This is a genomic window from Paraburkholderia sp. USG1 (assembly GCF_031570135.1).
GTDB lineage: Bacteria > Pseudomonadota > Gammaproteobacteria > Burkholderiales > Burkholderiaceae > Paraburkholderia > Paraburkholderia dioscoreae.
This window is the reverse complement of the sequence record NZ_JAMWXW010000002.1, coordinates 37,777-56,992: the sequence shown is the minus strand read 5'-3', so window position 1 is coordinate 56,992 and position 19,216 is coordinate 37,777. Positions and strand designations below refer to the sequence as shown.

Annotated in this window: 18 protein-coding genes; 6 read left to right on the top strand and 12 right to left on the bottom strand. The window is 63.8% G+C overall.

Annotated features, from left to right (window positions below; genetic code table 11):
- Positions 1 to 189: 189 nt before the first annotated feature.
- The 11 genes from NE850_RS02720 to NE850_RS02670 form a co-directional block, all read right to left on the bottom strand.
- The gene (locus NE850_RS02720) at positions 190 to 1,446 is read right to left on the bottom strand and encodes an MFS transporter (protein WP_007177589.1); all 1,257 of its coding nucleotides are present in this window, start codon (positions 1,444 to 1,446) and stop codon (positions 190 to 192) included.
- 102 nt (positions 1,447 to 1,548) lie between these two features.
- Complete coding sequence (locus NE850_RS02715; RefSeq protein WP_007177588.1) at positions 1,549 to 2,376, bottom strand: siderophore-interacting protein; 828 nt, start codon at positions 2,374 to 2,376, stop codon at positions 1,549 to 1,551.
- A gap of 89 nt (positions 2,377 to 2,465) precedes the next feature.
- Positions 2,466 to 3,308 carry a PadR family transcriptional regulator gene (locus NE850_RS02710; protein ID WP_007177587.1) on the bottom strand — a complete coding sequence of 281 codons (843 nt, stop codon included), beginning with the start codon at positions 3,306 to 3,308 and terminating at the stop codon, positions 2,466 to 2,468.
- Positions 3,309 to 3,941: 633 nt separating this feature from the next.
- Positions 3,942 to 4,274 carry a hypothetical protein gene (locus NE850_RS02705; protein ID WP_007177586.1) on the bottom strand — a complete coding sequence of 111 codons (333 nt, stop codon included), beginning with the start codon at positions 4,272 to 4,274 and terminating at the stop codon, positions 3,942 to 3,944.
- Positions 4,275 to 4,661: 387 nt separating this feature from the next.
- Positions 4,662 to 5,816 carry an acetylornithine deacetylase gene (gene argE / locus NE850_RS02700; RefSeq protein WP_007177585.1) on the bottom strand — a complete coding sequence of 385 codons (1,155 nt, stop codon included), beginning with the start codon at positions 5,814 to 5,816 and terminating at the stop codon, positions 4,662 to 4,664.
- Positions 5,817 to 5,818: 2 nt separating this feature from the next.
- Complete coding sequence (locus NE850_RS02695) at positions 5,819 to 6,235, bottom strand: RidA family protein (protein ID WP_007177584.1); 417 nt, start codon at positions 6,233 to 6,235, stop codon at positions 5,819 to 5,821.
- A gap of 21 nt (positions 6,236 to 6,256) precedes the next feature.
- Entirely contained in the window at positions 6,257 to 7,003 is a 747-nt protein-coding gene (locus tag NE850_RS02690; RefSeq protein WP_165188572.1) for an amino acid ABC transporter ATP-binding protein, read from the bottom strand.
- On the bottom strand, positions 7,000 to 7,959 hold the full coding sequence (locus NE850_RS02685; RefSeq protein ID WP_007177582.1) for an agmatinase: 960 nt from the start codon (positions 7,957 to 7,959) through the stop codon (positions 7,000 to 7,002). Before NE850_RS02685 ends, NE850_RS02690 begins: the two co-directional genes overlap by 4 nt.
- 33 nt (positions 7,960 to 7,992) lie before the next feature.
- Positions 7,993 to 8,655, bottom strand: a complete 663-nt coding sequence (locus tag NE850_RS02680) for an amino acid ABC transporter permease (RefSeq protein ID WP_007177581.1) — start codon at positions 8,653 to 8,655, stop codon at positions 7,993 to 7,995.
- Complete coding sequence (locus NE850_RS02675; protein WP_007177580.1) at positions 8,645 to 9,325, bottom strand: amino acid ABC transporter permease; 681 nt, start codon at positions 9,323 to 9,325, stop codon at positions 8,645 to 8,647. Before NE850_RS02675 ends, NE850_RS02680 begins: the two co-directional genes overlap by 11 nt.
- A 9-nt stretch (positions 9,326 to 9,334) precedes the next feature.
- Positions 9,335 to 10,186: a transporter substrate-binding domain-containing protein gene (locus NE850_RS02670; RefSeq protein ID WP_007177579.1), complete on the bottom strand. Its 852-nt coding sequence runs from the start codon at positions 10,184 to 10,186 to the stop codon at positions 9,335 to 9,337.
- A 206-nt stretch (positions 10,187 to 10,392) separates the two neighbouring features.
- Here NE850_RS02670 and NE850_RS02665 point away from each other — a divergent pair, with 206 nt between their 5' ends.
- Positions 10,393 to 11,265, top strand: coding sequence for a LysR family transcriptional regulator (locus NE850_RS02665; RefSeq protein WP_007177578.1), 873 nt, complete (start codon positions 10,393 to 10,395; stop codon positions 11,263 to 11,265).
- 70 nt (positions 11,266 to 11,335) lie between these two features.
- On the opposite strand, the gene NE850_RS02660 is transcribed toward NE850_RS02665, so the two are convergent.
- On the bottom strand, positions 11,336 to 12,271 hold the full coding sequence (locus NE850_RS02660) for a LysR family transcriptional regulator (RefSeq protein ID WP_007177577.1): 936 nt from the start codon (positions 12,269 to 12,271) through the stop codon (positions 11,336 to 11,338).
- A 174-nt stretch (positions 12,272 to 12,445) separates the two neighbouring features.
- Here NE850_RS02660 and NE850_RS02655 point away from each other — a divergent pair, with 174 nt between their 5' ends.
- Genes NE850_RS02655 through NE850_RS02635 form a run of 5 tightly spaced genes read left to right on the top strand, consistent with a single transcriptional unit; the run spans position 12,446 to position 19,135 of the window.
- Positions 12,446 to 14,488, top strand: a complete 2,043-nt coding sequence (locus NE850_RS02655) for a hydantoinase/oxoprolinase family protein (protein WP_007177576.1) — start codon at positions 12,446 to 12,448, stop codon at positions 14,486 to 14,488.
- 26 nt (positions 14,489 to 14,514) lie between these two features.
- Positions 14,515 to 16,242 (top strand): hydantoinase B/oxoprolinase family protein, encoded by a 1,728-nt coding sequence (locus NE850_RS02650; protein ID WP_007177575.1) that lies wholly within the window; start codon positions 14,515 to 14,517, stop codon positions 16,240 to 16,242.
- Entirely contained in the window at positions 16,239 to 17,378 is a 1,140-nt protein-coding gene (locus NE850_RS02645; RefSeq protein ID WP_007177574.1) for an FAD-binding oxidoreductase, read from the top strand. The genes NE850_RS02650 and NE850_RS02645 overlap by 4 nt, the downstream gene beginning before the upstream one ends.
- A complete protein-coding gene (locus NE850_RS02640) occupies positions 17,365 to 17,709 on the top strand; it encodes a (2Fe-2S)-binding protein (RefSeq protein WP_310698417.1) in 345 nt (114 codons plus the stop codon). The genes NE850_RS02645 and NE850_RS02640 overlap by 14 nt, the downstream gene beginning before the upstream one ends.
- Positions 17,699 to 19,135: an NAD(P)/FAD-dependent oxidoreductase gene (locus tag NE850_RS02635; protein ID WP_007177572.1), complete on the top strand. Its 1,437-nt coding sequence runs from the start codon at positions 17,699 to 17,701 to the stop codon at positions 19,133 to 19,135. The genes NE850_RS02640 and NE850_RS02635 overlap by 11 nt, the downstream gene beginning before the upstream one ends.
- Positions 19,136 to 19,216 lie beyond the last annotated feature (81 nt).

Below are 19,216 nucleotides of genomic sequence, written 5' to 3'. Positions count from 1 at the left end.
GTGAAGCAGCGGCGGTAAAGCAGCGACGGTGAAGCAGCGACGGTGAAGCAGCGACGGTGAAGCAGCGGCCGTGAAGCAGAAGCCGTGAAGCGCGGCACTGAAGCACCGCGAGCGTTCGCTCGCAAAACCGGCTGACGCGTGTGTCCGCACGGCGCCGCCATGCAAGCCAGCGCCGTGCGCGACACGCCATCAACTTTCGCCGATCGCCTCACCATGCAGCATTTCTGCCGAAGTCGTGTCGCCTTGCGCGCCGCATACCCGGGAAACCCAGAACACGCCGGCCAGCCCGACAGCAACCGAAACCCAGCCGACAGTCCCGTACCCCAGGATCTGCCCGTCAGGCGACGTGCTGAGCATCAAGCCACCGATCCACGCGCCGCATCCCGTGCCCAACGCCTGCAGCGCACTGTTCGCGCTGAGAAAAGCGCCGCGTCGGGCAGGTTCAGGGACTGTGGTTAGCAACGCCTGCATGGGCACCATGCGCGCGGACATCAGGACCATGAAGAACGGGAAAAACATCACCAGCGCGTAGAACGGCAGATTCGGCAGATGCGTGACGAACAGCACGGGCAGAAATGCGAGCACCGCCGCGATCCGGAATACGCGTCGCGTGCCGAACCGGTCCGCGAGCGCGCCCACGCGGCGCGACGTGAAGAACGTGGCCGCGCCGCCCGCCATATAGAGCCAGGATAGCTGCTCGGGCGCCACGCCGTGATTGGCGACCAGCACGGGCGAGATGAACGGAATCACCACCATGTGCGCGACCATCATCATGAAGGTCAGCGCAAACGCGTTCAGATGCCGCGGGTTGCGAAGGAGCCGCCACAAATCCGGCAGCACTTCCGCGAGCGGCGGCTGATGGCGGCTCAAATGTTCGGTCAGCGACGGCACCAGTTGCCAGCCCGCCGACCACACGAGCAACGACAGCGCCACCAGCAGGAAGAACGGTGCCGCCCAGCCGAAGTGCGCACCCAGCATCACCCCGGCCGGCACGCCCGCAATCGCCGCGAGGGAAAAGGCGGTCATGATCGTGCCCGTGGCGGCGCCGCGGCGTTGAACGGGGATCACGTCGCCGACGATCGCCATGATCACCGAGCCCAACACGCCGCCCGTGATGCCCGCGAAGGCACGCGCGGCCAGCAGCAGTGCGAAGCTGCCCGCCAGCGCGCACGCGAGGTTCGAGAGCGCGAACAGCGCATACATGGTCAGCAACAGACGGCGCCGGTCGAAGCGGTCGATATAGGTCGCTGCAAAGAGTCCCGACAGTCCCGAGCACCACGAGTACGCCGACACCGCCGTGGCAAACGCCGCCGGCGTGATGGCGAACGCGTGCATGATCTGCGGGCCGAGCGGCATCATCACCATGAAGTCCATGATGAGGGTGAACTGCGTCAGCGCGAGCAGCCACAGCAGGCGGCGTTCGTGCTTTTCGCTGATTGAGTACATCGATCGGTTCCTGGTGTTTGTTGTTGTTATTGGCGGCACGCCGCGGGTGCCGCTAAATTTGCCTGCGCCGGAGTATCGCGCGATGCCGCGGACGGCGCACGCTCAATCGTCGAGCGATTCGTGCACCGCCTCGGCCCCCTGTTTCCAATAGCTGGCCGCGCGAATGCGCGATTTGTCGACGCCGCGCTCCGTGCACAGGTGATAGCGCACCGCGCGCATGGTTGCGGATTCGCCGGCCGCCCACACGTAGCCTTCGCCGTCTTCTGGCAGGTAGAGATCGCGGACCGCTTGCAGCAAGGCTTCGCCGCGCATCCCACCGTCGTTGCGATAGCGCCAGACAAGGTGCAGTTCGGCCTGCGTCGCGAATTCGATCTGCGCCGACGGCTCGGCGACTTCGATCACCGCCGCGACGCGCGTGCCGGCCGGCAGTTCTTCCAGGCGGCGGGCGATGGCGGGCAGCGCGGTATCGTCGCCGATCAGCAGATGCCAGTCGAAGCCCCTGGGTATCACGAGCGAACCGCGCGGGCCGCCGATACCGAGGTACTGACCCACTTTGGCTTGCGCCGCCCATGTCGCCGCAGGGCCCGCTTCGTGCATGGCAAATTCGATGTCGAGCTCGCGCGCTTCGCGATCGAAGCGGCGCGGCGTGAAATCGCGGGCGACCGGGCGCGGCTGGCCGGCGGGAAACACCGGGCCGTCCGGGCCGGCTTGCGGCAGCGCCGGTCTGTCCGCGCCGGGTTCGGGGAAGAACACCTTGATGTGGTCGTCGAACGAAGCGGAGACGAAGTCGTGCAGCTCTTCGCCCGTGAAGGTGACGCGGATCAGGTGCGGCGTCAGCGCGCGCACCTGCTTGACCTGCAACAGACGGAACTTCAGCGGATGCCGCACGCGCTGGACTGCCAGATCGGTTTGTTTTTCTTTCATCAGCATAGGGGTGCTACTCCTGTTGGTTCGATGGACGTGCTCACGCGCTGGAGGCGCCGCCGTGCAAAGGCATGCGAGGCAAGGGCTGCCTGATCTCAAACAGCCGCTTCGCCGCCGTTGTCCGGTTTGACTTTGCCTTCAATTTCCTGGGCTGCGCGCATCAGAATTTCGGCGATGCGGCGCTGTTCGGCCGCTGGTGCGCTGTCGCGCAGCAGCAGCGCATGCTTCAACGCGCGGCGCGCTTCGTTCAGCTCGGGCAGCCAGCCGCCCTCGCTGATGTCGGCCGGCTCTTCGCCGGCAAACGCGCGGCGCACCGAATCCATCTTGCGGGCAATATGGCTGAGCTTGGCGAGCATCAATTCGACGCGCTCGCGGTTGACGGCCAGATAGTCGCGGCCCGTTTGCGACAATTCGTAGCGCTTACGGTTGCCTTCGAGTTGCACCGTCACGTAGCCGAGTTCTTCCAGATACGTGAGCGCCGGGTAGACCATGCCGGGACTCGGGCTGTAGAAGCCGTTCGAGCGCGTTTCCAGAGCCTTGATCAGCTCGTAGCCGTGGCTCGGTTGCGTGCCGATCATGGACAGGAGCAGCAGTTGCAGGTCGTCGGAGCTGAATTTGCGGCCGCGCGGAAAACCGTCGCCGTCGCCGCCGAAGCCGCCGGGGCCGCCGCCGAAGCGTCCGCCGCGACCGCCGCGATGCTCGTGATGACGGCCGATGGCGTGCCACAGCGCATGTAGCGAGAGGCGGTCGTAGCCGCGATCGCCCTGGCCGCGCGCGTCGCCGCGTCCGTCGCGTGCGCCGCGATTGTGATGATGATCGCGATACTCGTGATGGCGTGCGAATGCATGCCACAGCGAATGCAGCGATGGGCGTTCGTGGCCGATGGAGGGATTGTCGTCCGCCATGTGCGGGCGGGAAAAACGGTGGTGATGACGCATCTTGGGTACTCCCATTTATGTCTTAAGATGTGTCGTAAGATATATATCTAAAGATAGTTTGTCAAATTACTTTTTGCGGAGCTATTGGCGCACAACAAAGTCTGCTGGAACGTAAGGTTTGCCGTTCGGGTACAACAAAGTCTGCAGCATCGGGAAAACTCGGTGTGCGGCGCACAATTGCGAGTGCGTTATGGATCTCGTTGATGGGCTGTCAATAGTCGGCTGAGGCTGCTTGTTCCAACGTGGGCTAGCCGCCGTAAGCGCGAATTCCTTGCTTTGGCTCTGACCAACCCGGCCCGTTCAGGGGCATAGGGCGTCAAGGGACACGCCTAGGTGCGCGGACGTTCAGTTGTCGCTTTCGCCCGTTCTCTCGGACGTAGAAGTGTTGATTTGAGGTTGCCCGGTGGGGCTCAGCCCAGCTATGCGCCCCCCAACGGTGGCAACAAAACCTCCGGCGACCGGCACGGTCTCGACTTTGACGGGGCACGCGTGATTGAATGCCGTTCCGTAGCACGTCCTGAAAGCGCGTGGCGTCCTCATCCGTGCTGTCGGCTGCCGGTCTGCATTCAAGAGCCCGGCGCTCGTCGTCTTCGTCGATGCCGTACACCGGATCGCCGCCAGATGCGGCGCGGTTCAGAGTCGGTCCGCCTTGACTAGCTCTGTCAGTTTTTCCCTTTCCGCAGCAACGTCTTCGTTGTCTCCCGATGGCCAGTCGAGAATAACTCCATCGTCGAGCGATTCCCGCACCAGCGACGAATAATCCCACTTGCTCAGCTTCCCCGATTGCAGCGCCTGTCCGATATCACGCCGGAGAGTCACCGGGAAGCTGGTATAAGCGCCCGACAGTGCCGCGTACTGTCGGGCGTCGATTTCGGCGGACGCGTGATGTAAGGCCCACGACACGACGGCGACGATCGCCATGAACGGCACAGCCGTGTAACGGAGAATGAACTTGAGGGGCGTCATTGCAGATTTTTTGAAAGACGCGCGAGCCGCGAATGTGCTCAGCCAACGTTGAGCTCGTGCGTGACATTGACAAGCCGCAGGCCGTGCGTCTGGTGTGCGTTGAGTTCACCGGGAACGATACCGGACGCCTGTCGAATATATCCGGCTTCGGTGAGGTCGGTCCACAGCACTTTGCCACAGAATCAGTTGATCTGCCCGGCTTCACAAAGTTGACTATCCTGAAAAGGCATCGCCCGGGCCGCGCGCCATTTGCCGGTTACTTCTTTTCCTGGCGTCGCTGCAGGAGAAGAACAATCAATGCGAAAGTTGCGACATTCGGTTGCGCGGCCACATTGGACTTCTATCTCGCTCCGGTCTTACATAGGTCGCGCGCCTGGAGATCGGGCACTACTGCAAGCAGTTCGTTAGCTGGGCCAGAAAGTTATCGCATGCATCAAGCTGCGCCAATGCGACGTATTCGTCCGGCTTGTGCGCGACGTCGATATCGCCCGGGCCGCACACGACGCTTGGCACGGACAGACGCGTCGAGAACAGTCCGCCTTCCGTGCCAAAAGCAACTTTGCGCTTCTGCGTATTCGGCGGTAGCAGCGTTTCGAGAAACTTTACGGCATGGCTCGCGACATGGGTGTCGAGACCGGGATAAGCGTTGACTTCCTCGACATCGGGCAGATGCGCTTTCCCTTGAAAAGCCGTGGCGCTTGCGATCGAGGCCCGCGAGCGGATGTCTCCGAGTATTGCGGCGGCGTTGTCGCTCGCGAGCGTGCGGATTTCGAATTCGAGCGTGCATTCGTTCGGCACGATGTTGAGCGCCTTGCCGCCGTGGATCGTCCCGACGTGAATCGTCGAATAGGGCACGTCGTAACCGTCGTCGTGCGCGCCGCTTTCGGCGAGATGCTGCTGCGCCGCGCGAATGCCCGCGATCCAGTCAGCGGCGACGTGGATTGCATTCAGATACTTCGGTGCGAGCGCCGAATGGCCTTCCTCTGCGCAACAGACCGCGCGATACGCAGCCTTGCCTTTGTGGCCGGTTGCGATCTGCATCATTGTCGGTTCGCCGATGATGCACAGTTCCGGCCGCACCGGGGCCGCCTCCAGCACATCGATCAACCGCCGCACGCCGACGCAGCCGATCTCCTCGTCATACGACAGCGCCAGTTGCAAGGGCTTCTTCAGTGTCCGCGCCGACGCATCGATCATTGCAACGACCGCGCAGGCGACGAAGCCCTTCATGTCGGCAGTACCACGTCCGTAAAGCCGCCCGTCACGTAGCGTGGCCTCGAAGGGCGGCATCGTCCACGGCTGTCCTTCGACAGGCACGACGTCCGTGTGTCCCGAGAGCATCACGCCGGGTACGTCCGCCGGCCCCGTGCTCGCGAACAGGTTCGCGCAGGTGCCGGCGTCGTTCCCGACAAGCGTGCTCCTGATGCCCGCCGCGCCCAGCAAACCGGCGACATGCTCGATCAGCGCGAGATTCGGCGTGCGCGAAATGGTTGGGAACGCGATCAGCGTTTTCAGCAGTTCGGCACTTCGACTGAGCGCCATGATTACGCGTCCGGTTTGACGGCGATGACGTCGATTTCGACTACCCATTCGGGGCGCGCCAACGCCTGCACGACGAGACCGGTCGACACCGGGAACACGCCCTTGAGCCAGTGGCCCATCACGTTGTAGACGGGTTCGCGATAGCGCGGGTCGATGATGTAGACCGTTACCTTGCAGATGTCCTCGAGCTTGCTTCCGCATTCGTCAAGCAACATCTTGATGTTCGACATGGCCTTTTCGGTTTGCGCGGCGACGTCGCCGATGCCGACCGATTCGCGCGTGTCGAGATCCTGGCCGATCTGGCCGCGCAGATACACCGTGTTGCCGGCTATCACCGCCTGGCACAGGTCGTTGTCCAGGCTCTGTTCCGGATATGTTTCGCGAGTGTTGAATTTGCGGATACGCGTATGAGTGGTCATGTCGTCGTGGGGTTCGAAAGTTCAGTGATGAAGGATCTTGGAAAGAAAGCGTTTTGCGGCGGCGCTGGCGGCGTTCTGGAAGAACACGTCGGTCGGACTGTCCTCGATGATCTCGCCGTCCTCCATGAAGACCACGCGATGCGCGACGCGCTTTGCGAAACCCATTTCGTGCGTGACCACCATCATGGTCATGCCTTCGCGCGCGAGTTCGACCATCACGTCGAGCACTTCGTTGACCATCTCCGGGTCGAGCGCAGAGGTCGGTTCGTCGAACAGCATCGCCAGTGGGTCCATCGACAACGCGCGCGCAATCGCCACGCGCTGTTGCTGGCCGCCCGACAACTGTGAGGGATACTTGTGCGCGTGCGCCGAGAGCCCGACGCGGTCGAGCAACTCACGCGCTTTCGTGCGTGCGCGGTCTTCGTCGCGGCCAAGCACGATGCGCTGCGCGAGGGTGAGATTGCGCATCAGGTCCAGATGCGCAAACAGTTCGAAGTGCTGGAACACCATGCCGACGCGACTGCGCAACCTCGACAGATTGGTCGACTTTGCGCCGAGCGACGTGCCGTCGACGACAATGTCGCCTTTCTGGAACGGCTCCAGCGCATTGACGGTCTTGATCAACGTCGATTTGCCCGACCCCGACGGACCGCACACGACGACGATTTCACCCTTGTTTACGTGCGTCGAGCATTGCTTGAGCACGTGATGACTGCCGTACCACTTGTGGACGCCTCGAATATCGATGACGGCTTGATCCGGGCTCATTTGTCGAAATATCCCGCGCGGATCGACGCGCCAATCAGGTTGAGAATCAGGCGCCCGGCGGTTATGCAGGAGATCAGATTCGTATCGTCCTTTTCCGGCTGGATTTCTACAATGTCCATGCCGACCACGCGGCCTTTCTTCACCAGCCCGTGGATCAGCTTGCGCGCTTGCAGGAAGGTCACGCCGCCTGGCGCCGGTCCCGCGACGGCCGGCATCACAGAAGGATCGAGGCCGTCGGCGTCGATCGTCAGATAGTAATTGCCGCCGTCGGGAATACGCGCGAGCACGGCGTCCATGCCGATGTCGTGCAGTTCGTATGCCGTAACGAGTTCCGAGCCATACGCGCGCGCGGCGACGAGTTCCTCGGGGCGCCCGCTGCCTTGCGCACGCAAACCGATCTGGATGATGCGATCGACGTGCGCCATTTCCGACGCGCGGCGGATCGGGCTCGACAGGCCTTCACGAACGCCATTGACTTCGTCGCGCCAGTCGAGATGTGCATCGATATGCACGAGCGTGATCGGGCCTTTGGCGTCGAGGCCGCGCAGGATCGGCGTCGTGATGCCGTGATCGCCGCCCAGTACGATCGGCATCGCGCCCCCGGCGACGATCCGGCGCACGGCCGCTTCGGCGCGCGCATAGTGCTCGCCAGGCCTCGTCAGATCGGGAATGATGTCGCCGCAATCGACGAAGCGCACATCGGTGCGACCTTGCAGCAGCGGGCCGTCGATATCGAAGTCGTAATGCCCCGGTTTGCGCACGACACGGTCGGTCGCCTGACGGATCGCCGACGGCGCGTTGGTCTGGTCATTGCTGAAATCGGACGGTGCGTACGGCGCGCCATACGGCATGCCGAGCACGGCGATATCGGCCTTCAGGTTGTCGATGTCGAGATCGAGTTCCGAGTAGAGCAGTGTCGGATGGCCGATGCGCGGCGCGACGGTGTATTGAGTCATGCGAGTATCTCCTGGGGAATGACGGGATCTGCGTCAGACGTGGCGCGCGCGTCGTCCGATCGCCGTTTCCAGACGGCGGCCGACGCTGGCCAGCAAAACACTGCAGATCCAGTAGATCAATGCCGTCGTGCCGAGCACTTCGACATACGCAAAGGTATTGGCGGTGAGCAGATTGCTCTGGTATGTCATCTCCGGCAGACTCATCACCGAGAAAATTGCCGAGTCCTTGAACATCATGATCACGAGGCTCGTGGTCGGCGGTGTGACGTACCCGAACAACTGCGGCGCGATCACGTGGCGCTGTGTCTGCCAGAACGTCATGCCGAGTGAAAGCGACGCCTGTGTCTGGCCACGCGGCACGCTGCGCAGCGCCGCGCGCAGGATTTCGCTGAAGTAGCCGCCCGTGTAAAAGACGGTGCAGCCAATCGCCACCGTCATTGCCGAAGCGCCTATGCCGAGCTTCGGCAGACCGAAGAACGACAGGTAGACGAGAATCAGATACGGAATGTTGCGCACCAGTTCGACGTAGGCGAGCGCGACCGGCTTGAGGAACGTGCGCGATTGCGCCGCGTACGCCGCGACGATTCCCGCCACGACACCGAGCGGAATGCCGATCGCGCTGACCAGTGCTGTGACGCGAAGGCCGTCGAGCAACACCGGCACCGCTTCGCGGACGATCGAAAAGTCAATGGCCATGGGGCAGCATCCTCGAGACGCGGCGCTCGCACACTCGCGAAACGGCCGAGATGCAGAACAGGATCAGGAAGTAGACCGCGGCGGTGATCGTGAAGACCTGCAGCGGCAAATCGGTTTGCAGCGTGGCGTTGCGAGCGACAGTCGCGAGTTCCGGCACCGCGATGATCGACATCAGCGAAGAGGCTTTCAGCAACAGCGTGAACTCGCTGGTGAGCGGCGGAATCGCACGATAGATCATCTGCGGCAGCAGCACGTGACGCCACACCTGTGCGGTACGCATACCCAATGCGTAACCTGCCGCGCGCTGTCCCCACGAGATCGTGCCGAGCGATCCGCGCAGGATTTCGACGATGTACGCACTGGTATTGCACGCGAGTGCGGCGATACCCGCGGTGACGGGCGAGATCGAAATGTTGAGCAGAGCCGGTACCATGTAGTACGCGATCAACATGTGAATCAGCGCCGGGGTGCCGCGAATCAGGCTCACCCACAGTACCACCAGCGCACGCAACGGACCGAACGGCGACATGCGTGCAAGCAGCAGAACGACGCCAAGCGCGAGTCCGATGACGAACGCACAGGCCGAAGCGGCCAGCGTCAGCGCTGTCCCCGACACGACCCCGTCGAGAAACGGCGCGATTACGCCGCCCTTGCCGAACCAGTTGAGCATGGCGGCGCGTCAGATGGCGCCGGCCGGCAGATAGTTCGCTCGCGGCGTGTCCATCGGCGTGCCGAACCACTTCGTCTGCAACGCGGCAAGCTTGCCGTTCGCGCGGAATTCTTCGAGCGAATCATTGATGAACTTGCGAATTTCGAGGTCGTTCGGATTTGCGACCCACGCGAGCAGCTTTGGCTGACCGATCGTGCCGGCAATGCGGAATGCGTTCGGCTGTCGCTTCATCTGCACGGCAGCGATGTTCGACGGCATCAACGCGACGTCGACGGTCCGGTTCGCCAGCGCGTTTGAAACGTCTGGATATGCCTGGAACAGCTTGGTGCCTGCGTAGCCCTTACCGGTCTTTTCCTTCAATTCCTTTTCGAACTCGTCGGCGACGGGTTGCGACGACGAACCCATCTGCGTGCCGATCGTCTTGCCGCCGATGTCGAGGTCGCGGTTGATCGATTTGTCGTCCGCGCGTACCAGCAGCACCGAGCGCACCACACCGACCGGCTCGCTGAACGCAAATCGCTTCGCGCGCTCCGGCGTGATGCCGACGCTGGTCGCGACGAAGTCGAACTTGTGCGTCATCAGGCCTGGAAGCAGGCCCTGAAACGGCAGATTCATCTGCTCGAGCTTCACGCCGAGCTTCGCCGCCATCAATTCCAGCACATCGTGACCGTACCCGACAATCTGGCCGTTTTCGACGAATTCGAACGGCTCGTACGCGGCTTCCGTGCCGACCACCAGCTTGCCGCGCTGTTTGATGTCCGCAAGCGTGCCGCCTTCGGCCAGTGCGAGCTTCGGTAGTGCCAGTGCCACGCCCGAAGCGAGTGTGGTTTTCAGGAAGGATCGTCTGGTCAGTTGTTTCATTGCGCTCTCCGCGTGGTGGTCGTGTGGTCGTGTGGGTGACTGACCGGCACATTGCGGACTTCGCGATTTCGCGCAATTGGCCAGACGATTGAATGTATGCCGCCATAAAGAGAGTGAAAAATGATTTTTTTAGCGGTATGGTTCCAGAAAATGAAACCTTTCGGATGGGCCTGTTTGCCCATCTTCTCGACTTGGGAGTGGCTTGAGTGGCTAGATCCGATTTCACGGAGCGCGATTTGCGTTCGCTGCGCATTTTCTGCGCCGTCGCCCAGGCCAATGGCTTCGCCGCTGCGGAAAAGCAGTTGAATATGTCGAAGGCATCGATTAGCCGGCACATCCGCGAAGTCGAGGAGACGCTCGGCGCCCGGCTTTGCGAGCGAGGTCCTTCTGGATTCGAACTGACGCATGCGGGTAAGGTCGCACTCGATCTCGCACGCGACGCGCTTCGCTCGCTGGAGCGGATTCAGCCGGAAATCGACGCGCTGCGCGGCGTGCTGTCCGGCACGCTGTCGATCGGGATGGTCGAGCACATCACCGGCGACGATGGCTGTCATCTGCCTGAGGTGCTTGCCGCGCTGAAAGAACAGGCGCCCGACGTAAGCGTCGAGTTGCGCGTCATGACCTTCAACGAACTCGACCTGGCGTTACGGGAGCGACGCGTGCAGGTTGCGATTCGGGGCATGTACCGGCGCGAGGCGGGTTTCCATTACCTCCCGCTTTTCATCGAGCGGCAGGCACTCTACGTGGCGCGCGGCAGGATGCGTGATGCGTCGACGCTGCCGCTCGTGTATCGCGAGCAGCCATTCGTGCACGAGGCGCTCCATATGTTGGGCATGGAGCGGGGACCGTCGGCGTCTGGGCTCGAGGCGGTCGCGATGCTGGTGCTGTCCGGGCACTACGCTGGTCTGCTGCCGCAGTTTTATGCGGCGTCGTTCGCGAAGCGGCACGCGCTCGCGAAAGTGTCGTCCGGCCCGGTCTATGAAAATACGATCAGCGCGATCATCGAAATTTCGCGGCCAAGAACTCGCGCTCTTGAGTTGTTCCTGGATATTCTTCAGCAACTCCATCACGTTGAATGAAGAGAGGGTTGCGAAGATGGGCGAAACGGTTGCGACGTAAGCTACGGTTCCAGAGCGCTCCGCACAAATTTCAGGAATCAGACATTCCTTCCTGGGCGTTTGGCGTCATTTCCTGCGCATGTCGCGTGACGTATTGACGAAACCACACGTGCCCGACGTCATGTTGATAGCGCTCGTGCCAATAGAGTGAAATCTGGATTGGCGGAATCGCAATGGGCACGGGCCTGAGAACGAAGCGCTGGCTGGCGAAATGCAGCGCTACCGTCCTCGGCAGATTCGCAATCAGATCTGAATGGGCGATAACGGAGGGCGCTGCGAGGTAGCTCGACATCGTCATACGCACACTGCGCTGCTTGCCCATCTGCCCCAGCCTTCGATCGAGCAGTTCACCCGCGTTGCGCGTGTGCGCGGCCAGATCGATATGGCCGTAATGCAACCACGCATCCAGATTCCAGTCCTGGTTGAGTGATGCATGTCCTTCGCGCACGATGCACACCACCTGATCCTCGAACAGCGGACGCGTGCGGAGCGTGCTGCCGGGCGTGGGGTAATAACCCGCGACAAACTCGACGTGATTCGATTCCAGCATCGCGAGTCCGTGATGCGGTTTGGCCGGCACCACGCTCAGTGCGATATTCGGCGCGTCTTCGGCGAGGGGCGCGGCGAGCGCCGGCAGGAGCGCGAACTGCACGTAGTCGCTCGCATACAGGGTGAAGATGCGCCGCGACTGCCTGGGATCGAACTGGCCACGCTCGAGCGTCACGTCCACCCATTGTTCGAGCAGCGGCTGGAACTGCGCGGCAAGCGCCATTGCGCGCTCGGTCAGCACGGCGGTATTGCCTTCGCGGATCAGCAGCGGGTCGTTGAAGACGCGGCGCAGACGTGACAGGGCTGCGCTCATCGCCGATTGCGTGATACCCAGATGCTCGGCCGCCCGTGAAACGTTGGCGCAGCGCACGAGCGCGTCTAGATGTAGCAGAAGGTTGAGGTCGGGAATTTTTTCCATTGTCTACAAATGCCGTCGATACCGGTATTTATGGCGTTTCTGCTGAGAGGATTCGTCCCGCCTTACCATCATTTCATCGTTTCAGCGGTGTGACAGCTTAGCGTAATCGCCAGGTTGTGACGTCTCTGACCATCCGCATGAACGACTTATTCCACGGCAAGGGCATCAAACATCATGTATCGAATCGGCATTGACGTCGGCGGCACCTTCACCGACTTTGTGATTACCGACGAACGCAACGGAGACACCTTCTTCCACAAGGTTCCGTCGACGCCGTCCGACCCATCTGAGGCGATCGGCAACGGCATCGAAGGACTTCTGACAATGCGCGGACTGTCGCCCGCCGATGTCTCGCACATCGGCCACGGCACGACTGTCGCGACCAATCTGATCATCGAGCGCAAGGGCGCGCTGACAGGGCTCATCACGACGGCGGGCTTTCGCGACGTGCTGGAGATTGGCCGCCAGACGCGTCCGCATCTCTACGACTACAGCGTCGGCAAGGCGCCGGCGCTCGTGGCACGCGAGCATCGCATCGAAGTGGCTGAGCGGATGGACGCGCAAGGCAACGTGCTCGTACCGCTGGACGAGGCCGCCGTGCGCGACGCGGCCCGCCGCCTGCGCGAAGCGGACGTCAAGGCGGTGGCCATCTGTTTCCTGCATGCCTATCGCAACCCGATTCACGAGCGGCGTGCGCAAGAAATCGTCGCCGAAGAATTTCCGGAGGCGTATGTCAGCAGTTCGAGCGACGTACTGCCCGAATTCCGCGAATACGAGCGGCTGTCCACAACCGCGCTCAACGCGGCGGTCGGCCCGAAGATGGCGCTCTATCTCGAACGCTTTCTTCGTCGCGTGAACGAGTTGGGCGTGGCGCGCGCGCCGTCAACGGTGCATTCGAATGGCGGTCTGATGTCGATCGAAACCGTACGCCAGTTCCCGGTGCGCACGTGTCTGTCCGGCCCGGCAGCGGGCGTGGTGGGCGCGGCGGCCGTTGGACGCACGATCGGCTTTCGCAATCTCGTCACGTTCGACGTCGGCGGCACCAGCACCGACGTCTCGCTGATTCACGAGGGCGCGCCGCTCTTCACGTCGACGCGCGCAGTCGCCGGCTATCCCGTCAGGACGCCGATGGTCGATATCCACGTGATCGGCGCGGGCGGCGGCAGCATCGCCGCGATCGATGACGCCGGTTCGCTCAAAGTCGGGCCACACAGCGCGGGTGCGGTGCCGGGCCCCGTCGCGTACATGCGCGGCGGCGAACAGCCCACCATTACCGACGCCGAAGTCGCGCTGCAGCGGCTGAATCCCGTCGCGCTGCTCAAGGGCCGCATGCCCGTCGATGCCGACGGCGCGCGTCGGGTGATCGGCGAGCGCGTCGCAGCGCCGTTGAATCTGTCGGTCGAGGACGCGGCGGAGGGCATTATTCGCATCGCCAACGCCAACATGGCGCGCGCGATCCGGTCGGTGTCGACCGAGCGCGGCTACGACCTTGCAGAATTCGCGCTGTACGCATTCGGCGGCGCGGGTCCGCTGCATGCGCTGGAAGTGGCGCAGGAGTGCGGCATCGCGACCGTGATCGTGCCGCAGGAGCCGGGCACGATGTGCGCGCGCGGCATTCTGCTGTCGGACATTTCGTTCGACTTCGTGAAGAGCCAGATCGCGCTGATCGACGAGGCCGGCTGGGCCGCCATCGTCGATGCGTTTGCCGGTCTGCGCGAACAGGCCGACGCGTGGCTCGAACAGGAAGGCGTGTCAATGCCGCAGCGCAGCTACGTGTTGGCGATCGATGCCCGCTACGTCGGCCAGAACTTCGAGGTTCAGGTGGCGATGGATTCCGTTGCCGCGGGCGACTACGCCGCGTTCGAAGCGGGCTTCCGCGACGCGCATACGCGCGAATACGGATACGACGTGCCGGACCGCGCAATCGAAATCATCAACTGTCGGTTGAAGGCAGTGGGCGCCGTGCCCAAGGCACCGCTTTCGCCCGCGGCCGAAGGCGCCGATGCATCCGCCGCGCACGACGGCGAGCGCCGTGTCTATCACGGCAAGCAGCACGGCTGGCTGACGACGCCCGTCTACGACCGCGAGCGGCTCGCCGCCGGCGTCACGCTGCAGGGTCCGGCCGTCATCGAGGAAATGAGCTCGACCACCGTGCTCGCGCCGACGCACTCGCTGCGTGTGGATGCCTACGGCAACCTGATCGTGCGCGTCGCTTGAACAGTCAAGGAATACAAGGAACAACCATGAATGCCACCTGTCACGCAGCGCCCGACGACGTGCTCGCCGATCCCATCGAAATGGAAGTGTTCGCGAACCGGTTGCTGTCGATCAGCGAAGACATGAACAACACGCTAGTGCGCTCGTCGTTCTCGACCAACATCAAGGAGCGCAAGGACTGCTCGGTCGCGCTGTTCGATGCGCGCGGCCGTCTCGTCGTACAGGGCACACAGATTCCGCTGCATCTCGGTTCGCTGAACGGCGCGGTCGAATCGGTGCTGGCGCAGTATCCCGGCGATGCGATCTCGCCCGGCGACGTGTTCATCTGCAACGATCCGTATCTGTCGAACGGCAGCCATCTACCCGACATCAACATCGTCACGCCGGTGTTTTCCGATGGGGAGCTCGTGTTCTTCGCAGCGAATGTCGGCCATCACGCGGACGTCGGCGGCGCGGTGCCGGGTTCGATCGCTGGCGGTCTGCGCTCGATCTTCGAAGAAGGCATCCGCATTCCCGCCGTGCGCATTTCGCGTGGCGGCGCGCTCGACGAAGACATGCTGCGTCTACTGTGCAACAACACGCGCGATCCGGAAGAGCGCGCGCTTGATCTGCGCGTGCAGATCGCGACGAATGCGCGCGGCGCGCAGGCCGTCGAACATCTGATCGCGCAAATGGGCCTCGACGCGGTGCGCCGTTCTGTCGACGATGTGATCGGCTACACGCGCCGTCGTCTGCGTAATCGCATTGCGGAATTGCAGCAAGGCGAGTATCGCTTCGAGAGCTTTCTCGACGACGACGGCCTCGGCGGCGGCGAACCTGTGGCGATCGTGGTCGGCATCGAAGTGAAGGTGGGCACGCTGCATTTCGATTTCACCGGCTCGGGCAAGCAGGCGCGCGGCGCGATGAACCTGCCGTACAGCGCGCTCAAGGCCTGCGTCTACTACGCGGTGAAGGCGCTGCTCGATCCCGAACTGCCCGCCAACGCAGGCCTCTTCGAGCCCATCACCATTCACGCGCCGATCGGCACGATCACCAACCCGGCGCCGCCCGCTGCCGTCGGCGCGCGTTCCATCACGGCGCAGAAGGTTGCCGGTGCGATCTTCGGCGCGTTTCGCGGCGTGTTGCCCGACGAGCGGATCATGGCGTCGTCGAACGACTGCTGTCCCGCTATCGTGTTCTCGGGCCCGCTGCGCTCGCGCCCCGGCTCGTTTGTCTATCTCGAGACGCTCGGCGGCGGCAGCGGTGCGCGCTACGACGTCGACGGCATGGATGCCGTACATGTGCACATGACGAACACGTCCAACCTGCCCGTCGAAGCGCTGGAAAACGAATACCCGCTGCGCGTCGATGAATACGCGCTGATCGCGGATTCGGGCGGCGCGGGCCGCACACGCGGCGGTCTCGCCATCGCCAAGCAGATTTCGGCGCTGGGCGAGGGCATCGTTTTTTCGGCACGCTCGGACAGTCACGTGACGGGTGTGGCGGCGGGCGTCGCGGGCGGGCTCGACGGACGCCGCGCCCGGCTCGTGAAGGAAGCGGGCGGCGTCAGCACGGAGCTGTCGTCGAAGACGGCCAACATTGCGCTCGCCGACGGCGAGAGCGTGCGCCTCGAAACCTCAGGCGGCGGCGGCTACGGCGCGCCGCTCGAACGCCCGCGCGCGGCTATCGAGCGCGATCTGCGCGACGGCAAGGTGTCGGGCGCCGCGGCGCAGCAGGCGTACGCGTTCACGCGTGCGGCGCAGGAGGCGCGGTGAGCACCCCGCAGACCGCTCACACGCGCTTTGCCGTGATCGGCGGCGGGCTCGTCGGGTCGGCGATTGCCTATGGGCTGGCGCGGCAAAACGAGGAAGTTGCCGTGTTCGACGAGGGCGATCTCGCGTTCCGCGCCTCGCGGGCCAACTTCGGGCTGGTGTGGGTGCAGAGCAAAGGGCTCGGCATGCCTGAGTACGCTGAGTGGACGCTGCGTTCCGCAACCCTGTGGCGGGAGTTCGCCGCAGGGTTGATCGACAGCACGGGTGTCGATCCGCAACTCTCGCAGCCGGGTGGTTTGCACATTCTCCTGTCCGATGACGAGTGGGCACGCCGCAAGGCGTTCCTGGAAAAACTGCACGCGCAGCCGGGCTTTCCGAAGTATTCGTGGCGCCTGCTCGATCGCGTGGACCTGAAGTCGATGTATCCGGGCATCGGGCCGGAGGTGGTCGGCGCGAGTTTCACGCAGTACGACGGCCACGCCAATCCGCTGCGTTTGCTGCGCGCGCTGCACACTGCGTTCGCGCAGCAGGGCGTGGTGTATCGGCCACATCACGCGGTGGACCGCATCGAGCCGCTCGCGCAGGGCTTCGCGATTCACGCTGCGGGCAAGCGCTATACCTGCGAACGCGTGGTGATCGCCGCTGGACTCGCCAACGCACGGCTTGCGCCGATGGTCGGGCTGAACGTTCCCGTGCGTCCGCAGCGCGGCGAGATCATTGTGCTCGAACGGATGAAGCCGTTTCTGCGCCACCCGATCCTGACGCTGCGCCAGACGGGCGAGGGCACGGTGATGATCGCCGAAGCGAAGGTCGAAGCGGGTTTCGACAGGAGCACCGACATGGGCGTGCTGGGCGCGCTGGCGCGGCGCGCGGTGAAGACGTTTCCGGCGCTCGCCGAGGCGCGCGCGGTACGCATGTGGGGCGCGCTGCGGATTCTCTCGCCGGATGGCTTTCCGATCTATGCGCAGTCCGAACGACACCCCGGCGCGTTCGCTGCGACCTGTCACAGCGGCGTGACGCTGGCGGGCGCTCACGCGCTCGACCTCGCACCGCAACTCGCGGCGGCCGAACTCGATGCACGCATGCGGCCGTTTTCACCGCAGCGCTTCGTAGAAGGAGTGAACTATGTTCCGCATTAGTACGAAGGCGGTGGTGCCGCGCGAGCGTCGAACGCTGTCCTTCGTTTTCGAAAACACCGCCGTCCGCGCATTCGAAGGACAAACCGTGGCGCAGGCGCTCGTCGCCGCCAACAGCGGACGCTGCCGCACGACACCGGTGAGCGGCAGCGCGCGCGCGCCATATTGCCTGATGGGCGTGTGTTTCGATTGCCTCGTCGAGATCGACGGCAAGCAGAACCAGCAGAGTTGTCTCGTGCCTGTGCGCGAAGGCATGCAGGTCAAGGTTCAGCGCGGCGAGCGGCTGCTGTCGCCCGATGGCGTATCGGAATGGGAGAACGTCAGTGAAGACTGAACCGCACATCGAAACGCATTATGACGCGCTCGTCGTGGGCGCGGGGCCGGCCGGCATGAGCGCGGCGTCAGCACTCGCGGAGAACGGCCTGCGCGTCGGGGTGATCGACGAGCAGATCGCGCCGGGCGGGCAGATCTATCGCGCAGTTGGCGCGAGCCCGCTGCCGTCGCGCGCGATTCTCGGCGACGACTACTGGCATGGCGAAACACTGCTGCAGCGCTTTATCGCGAGCAAGGCCGGGTATCTCGCGCAGACGACGGTCTGGCAGATCGACCGCGTCGGCGAAAGCTGGCGCATGGCGGTGTCGGCGGCGGGCGAGTCGCGCTTGCTGTCGGCGGCGCATGTCGTCTTGGCGACAGGCGCGCAGGAGCGTCCCGTGCCCGTGCCCGGCTGGACGCTGCCGGGCGTCATGACGGTCGGCGCCACGCAGGTGCTGCTCAAGACGACGGGTGCCGTGCCGCAAGGCGCGACGGTGCTGGCAGGCTGCGGGCCGTTGCTGTGGCTCTATGCCGCGCAGGTGTTGCGCGCGGGAGGCCGGATCGACGCACTGCTCGACACGACGCCGCGCACGCAGCGCCGCGCGGCGATGAAGCATCTGTTCGATTTTCTGCGCAGCGACTACCTGGTGAAAGGCGTGTCGCTGCTGATGGAAGTGAAGCGCCGCATCAAGGTGATCAGCGGCGTGACGAGCTTTCGCGCGACGGGCATCGATGCGGCGGACGCCGTCGAATACACGCGAGATGACGGTACGCACGGCCGCCTGCCCGTCGATACCCTGCTGATCCATCAGGGCGTGGTGCCGAACGTGAATCTGTCGAACGCGCTGGGATGCGAGCACGAATGGAACGACGCGCAATGCTGCTGGCAGCCGAAGCTCGATGCATGGCTGCATTCGTCGCAGCCGGGCGTTTTCATCGCCGGGGACGGTAGCGGCATTGGCGGCGCGCGCGCCGCCGAGGCGCAGGGTGAACTGGCGGCATTGCAGATCGCCCATCTCGCGGGTGCGTCGGATGCGGCCGCGCGCGATGCCACCGCCAGCGCCGTGCGGGCCCGCATCGCGCGCGCGCTGCGGGGCCGCGCTTTCTTCGAAACGATGTACCGGCCCGCAGACGCCATGCGTATCCCAGGCGGTGACACGCTGGTGTGCCGATGCGAGGAAGTCACGGCACAGCAGATCGTCGATGCGGCGCAGCTCGGCTGCAGCGGGCCTAACCAGTTGAAGGCGTTCCTGCGCTGCGGCATGGGCCCGTGCCAGGGCCGCATGTGCGGGCTGACGGCCTGCGAACTGCTGGCACGGGAAAGCGGCACGCCGATGCGCGAGCTCGGCTACTACACGCTGCGTTTCCCGACCAAGCCGTTGACGCTTGCCGAGATCGCGGCGCTGCCCGCGACAGAGGAGGGCGAAAAGGCGATCGTCACCGCCTGACTTCTTCGTTGTGGTTGCGTTTTTTGTTTCATCCGGGCGACGGTACGCACGACGCCCGTTCTCATCAACCTGGTCGTCTCG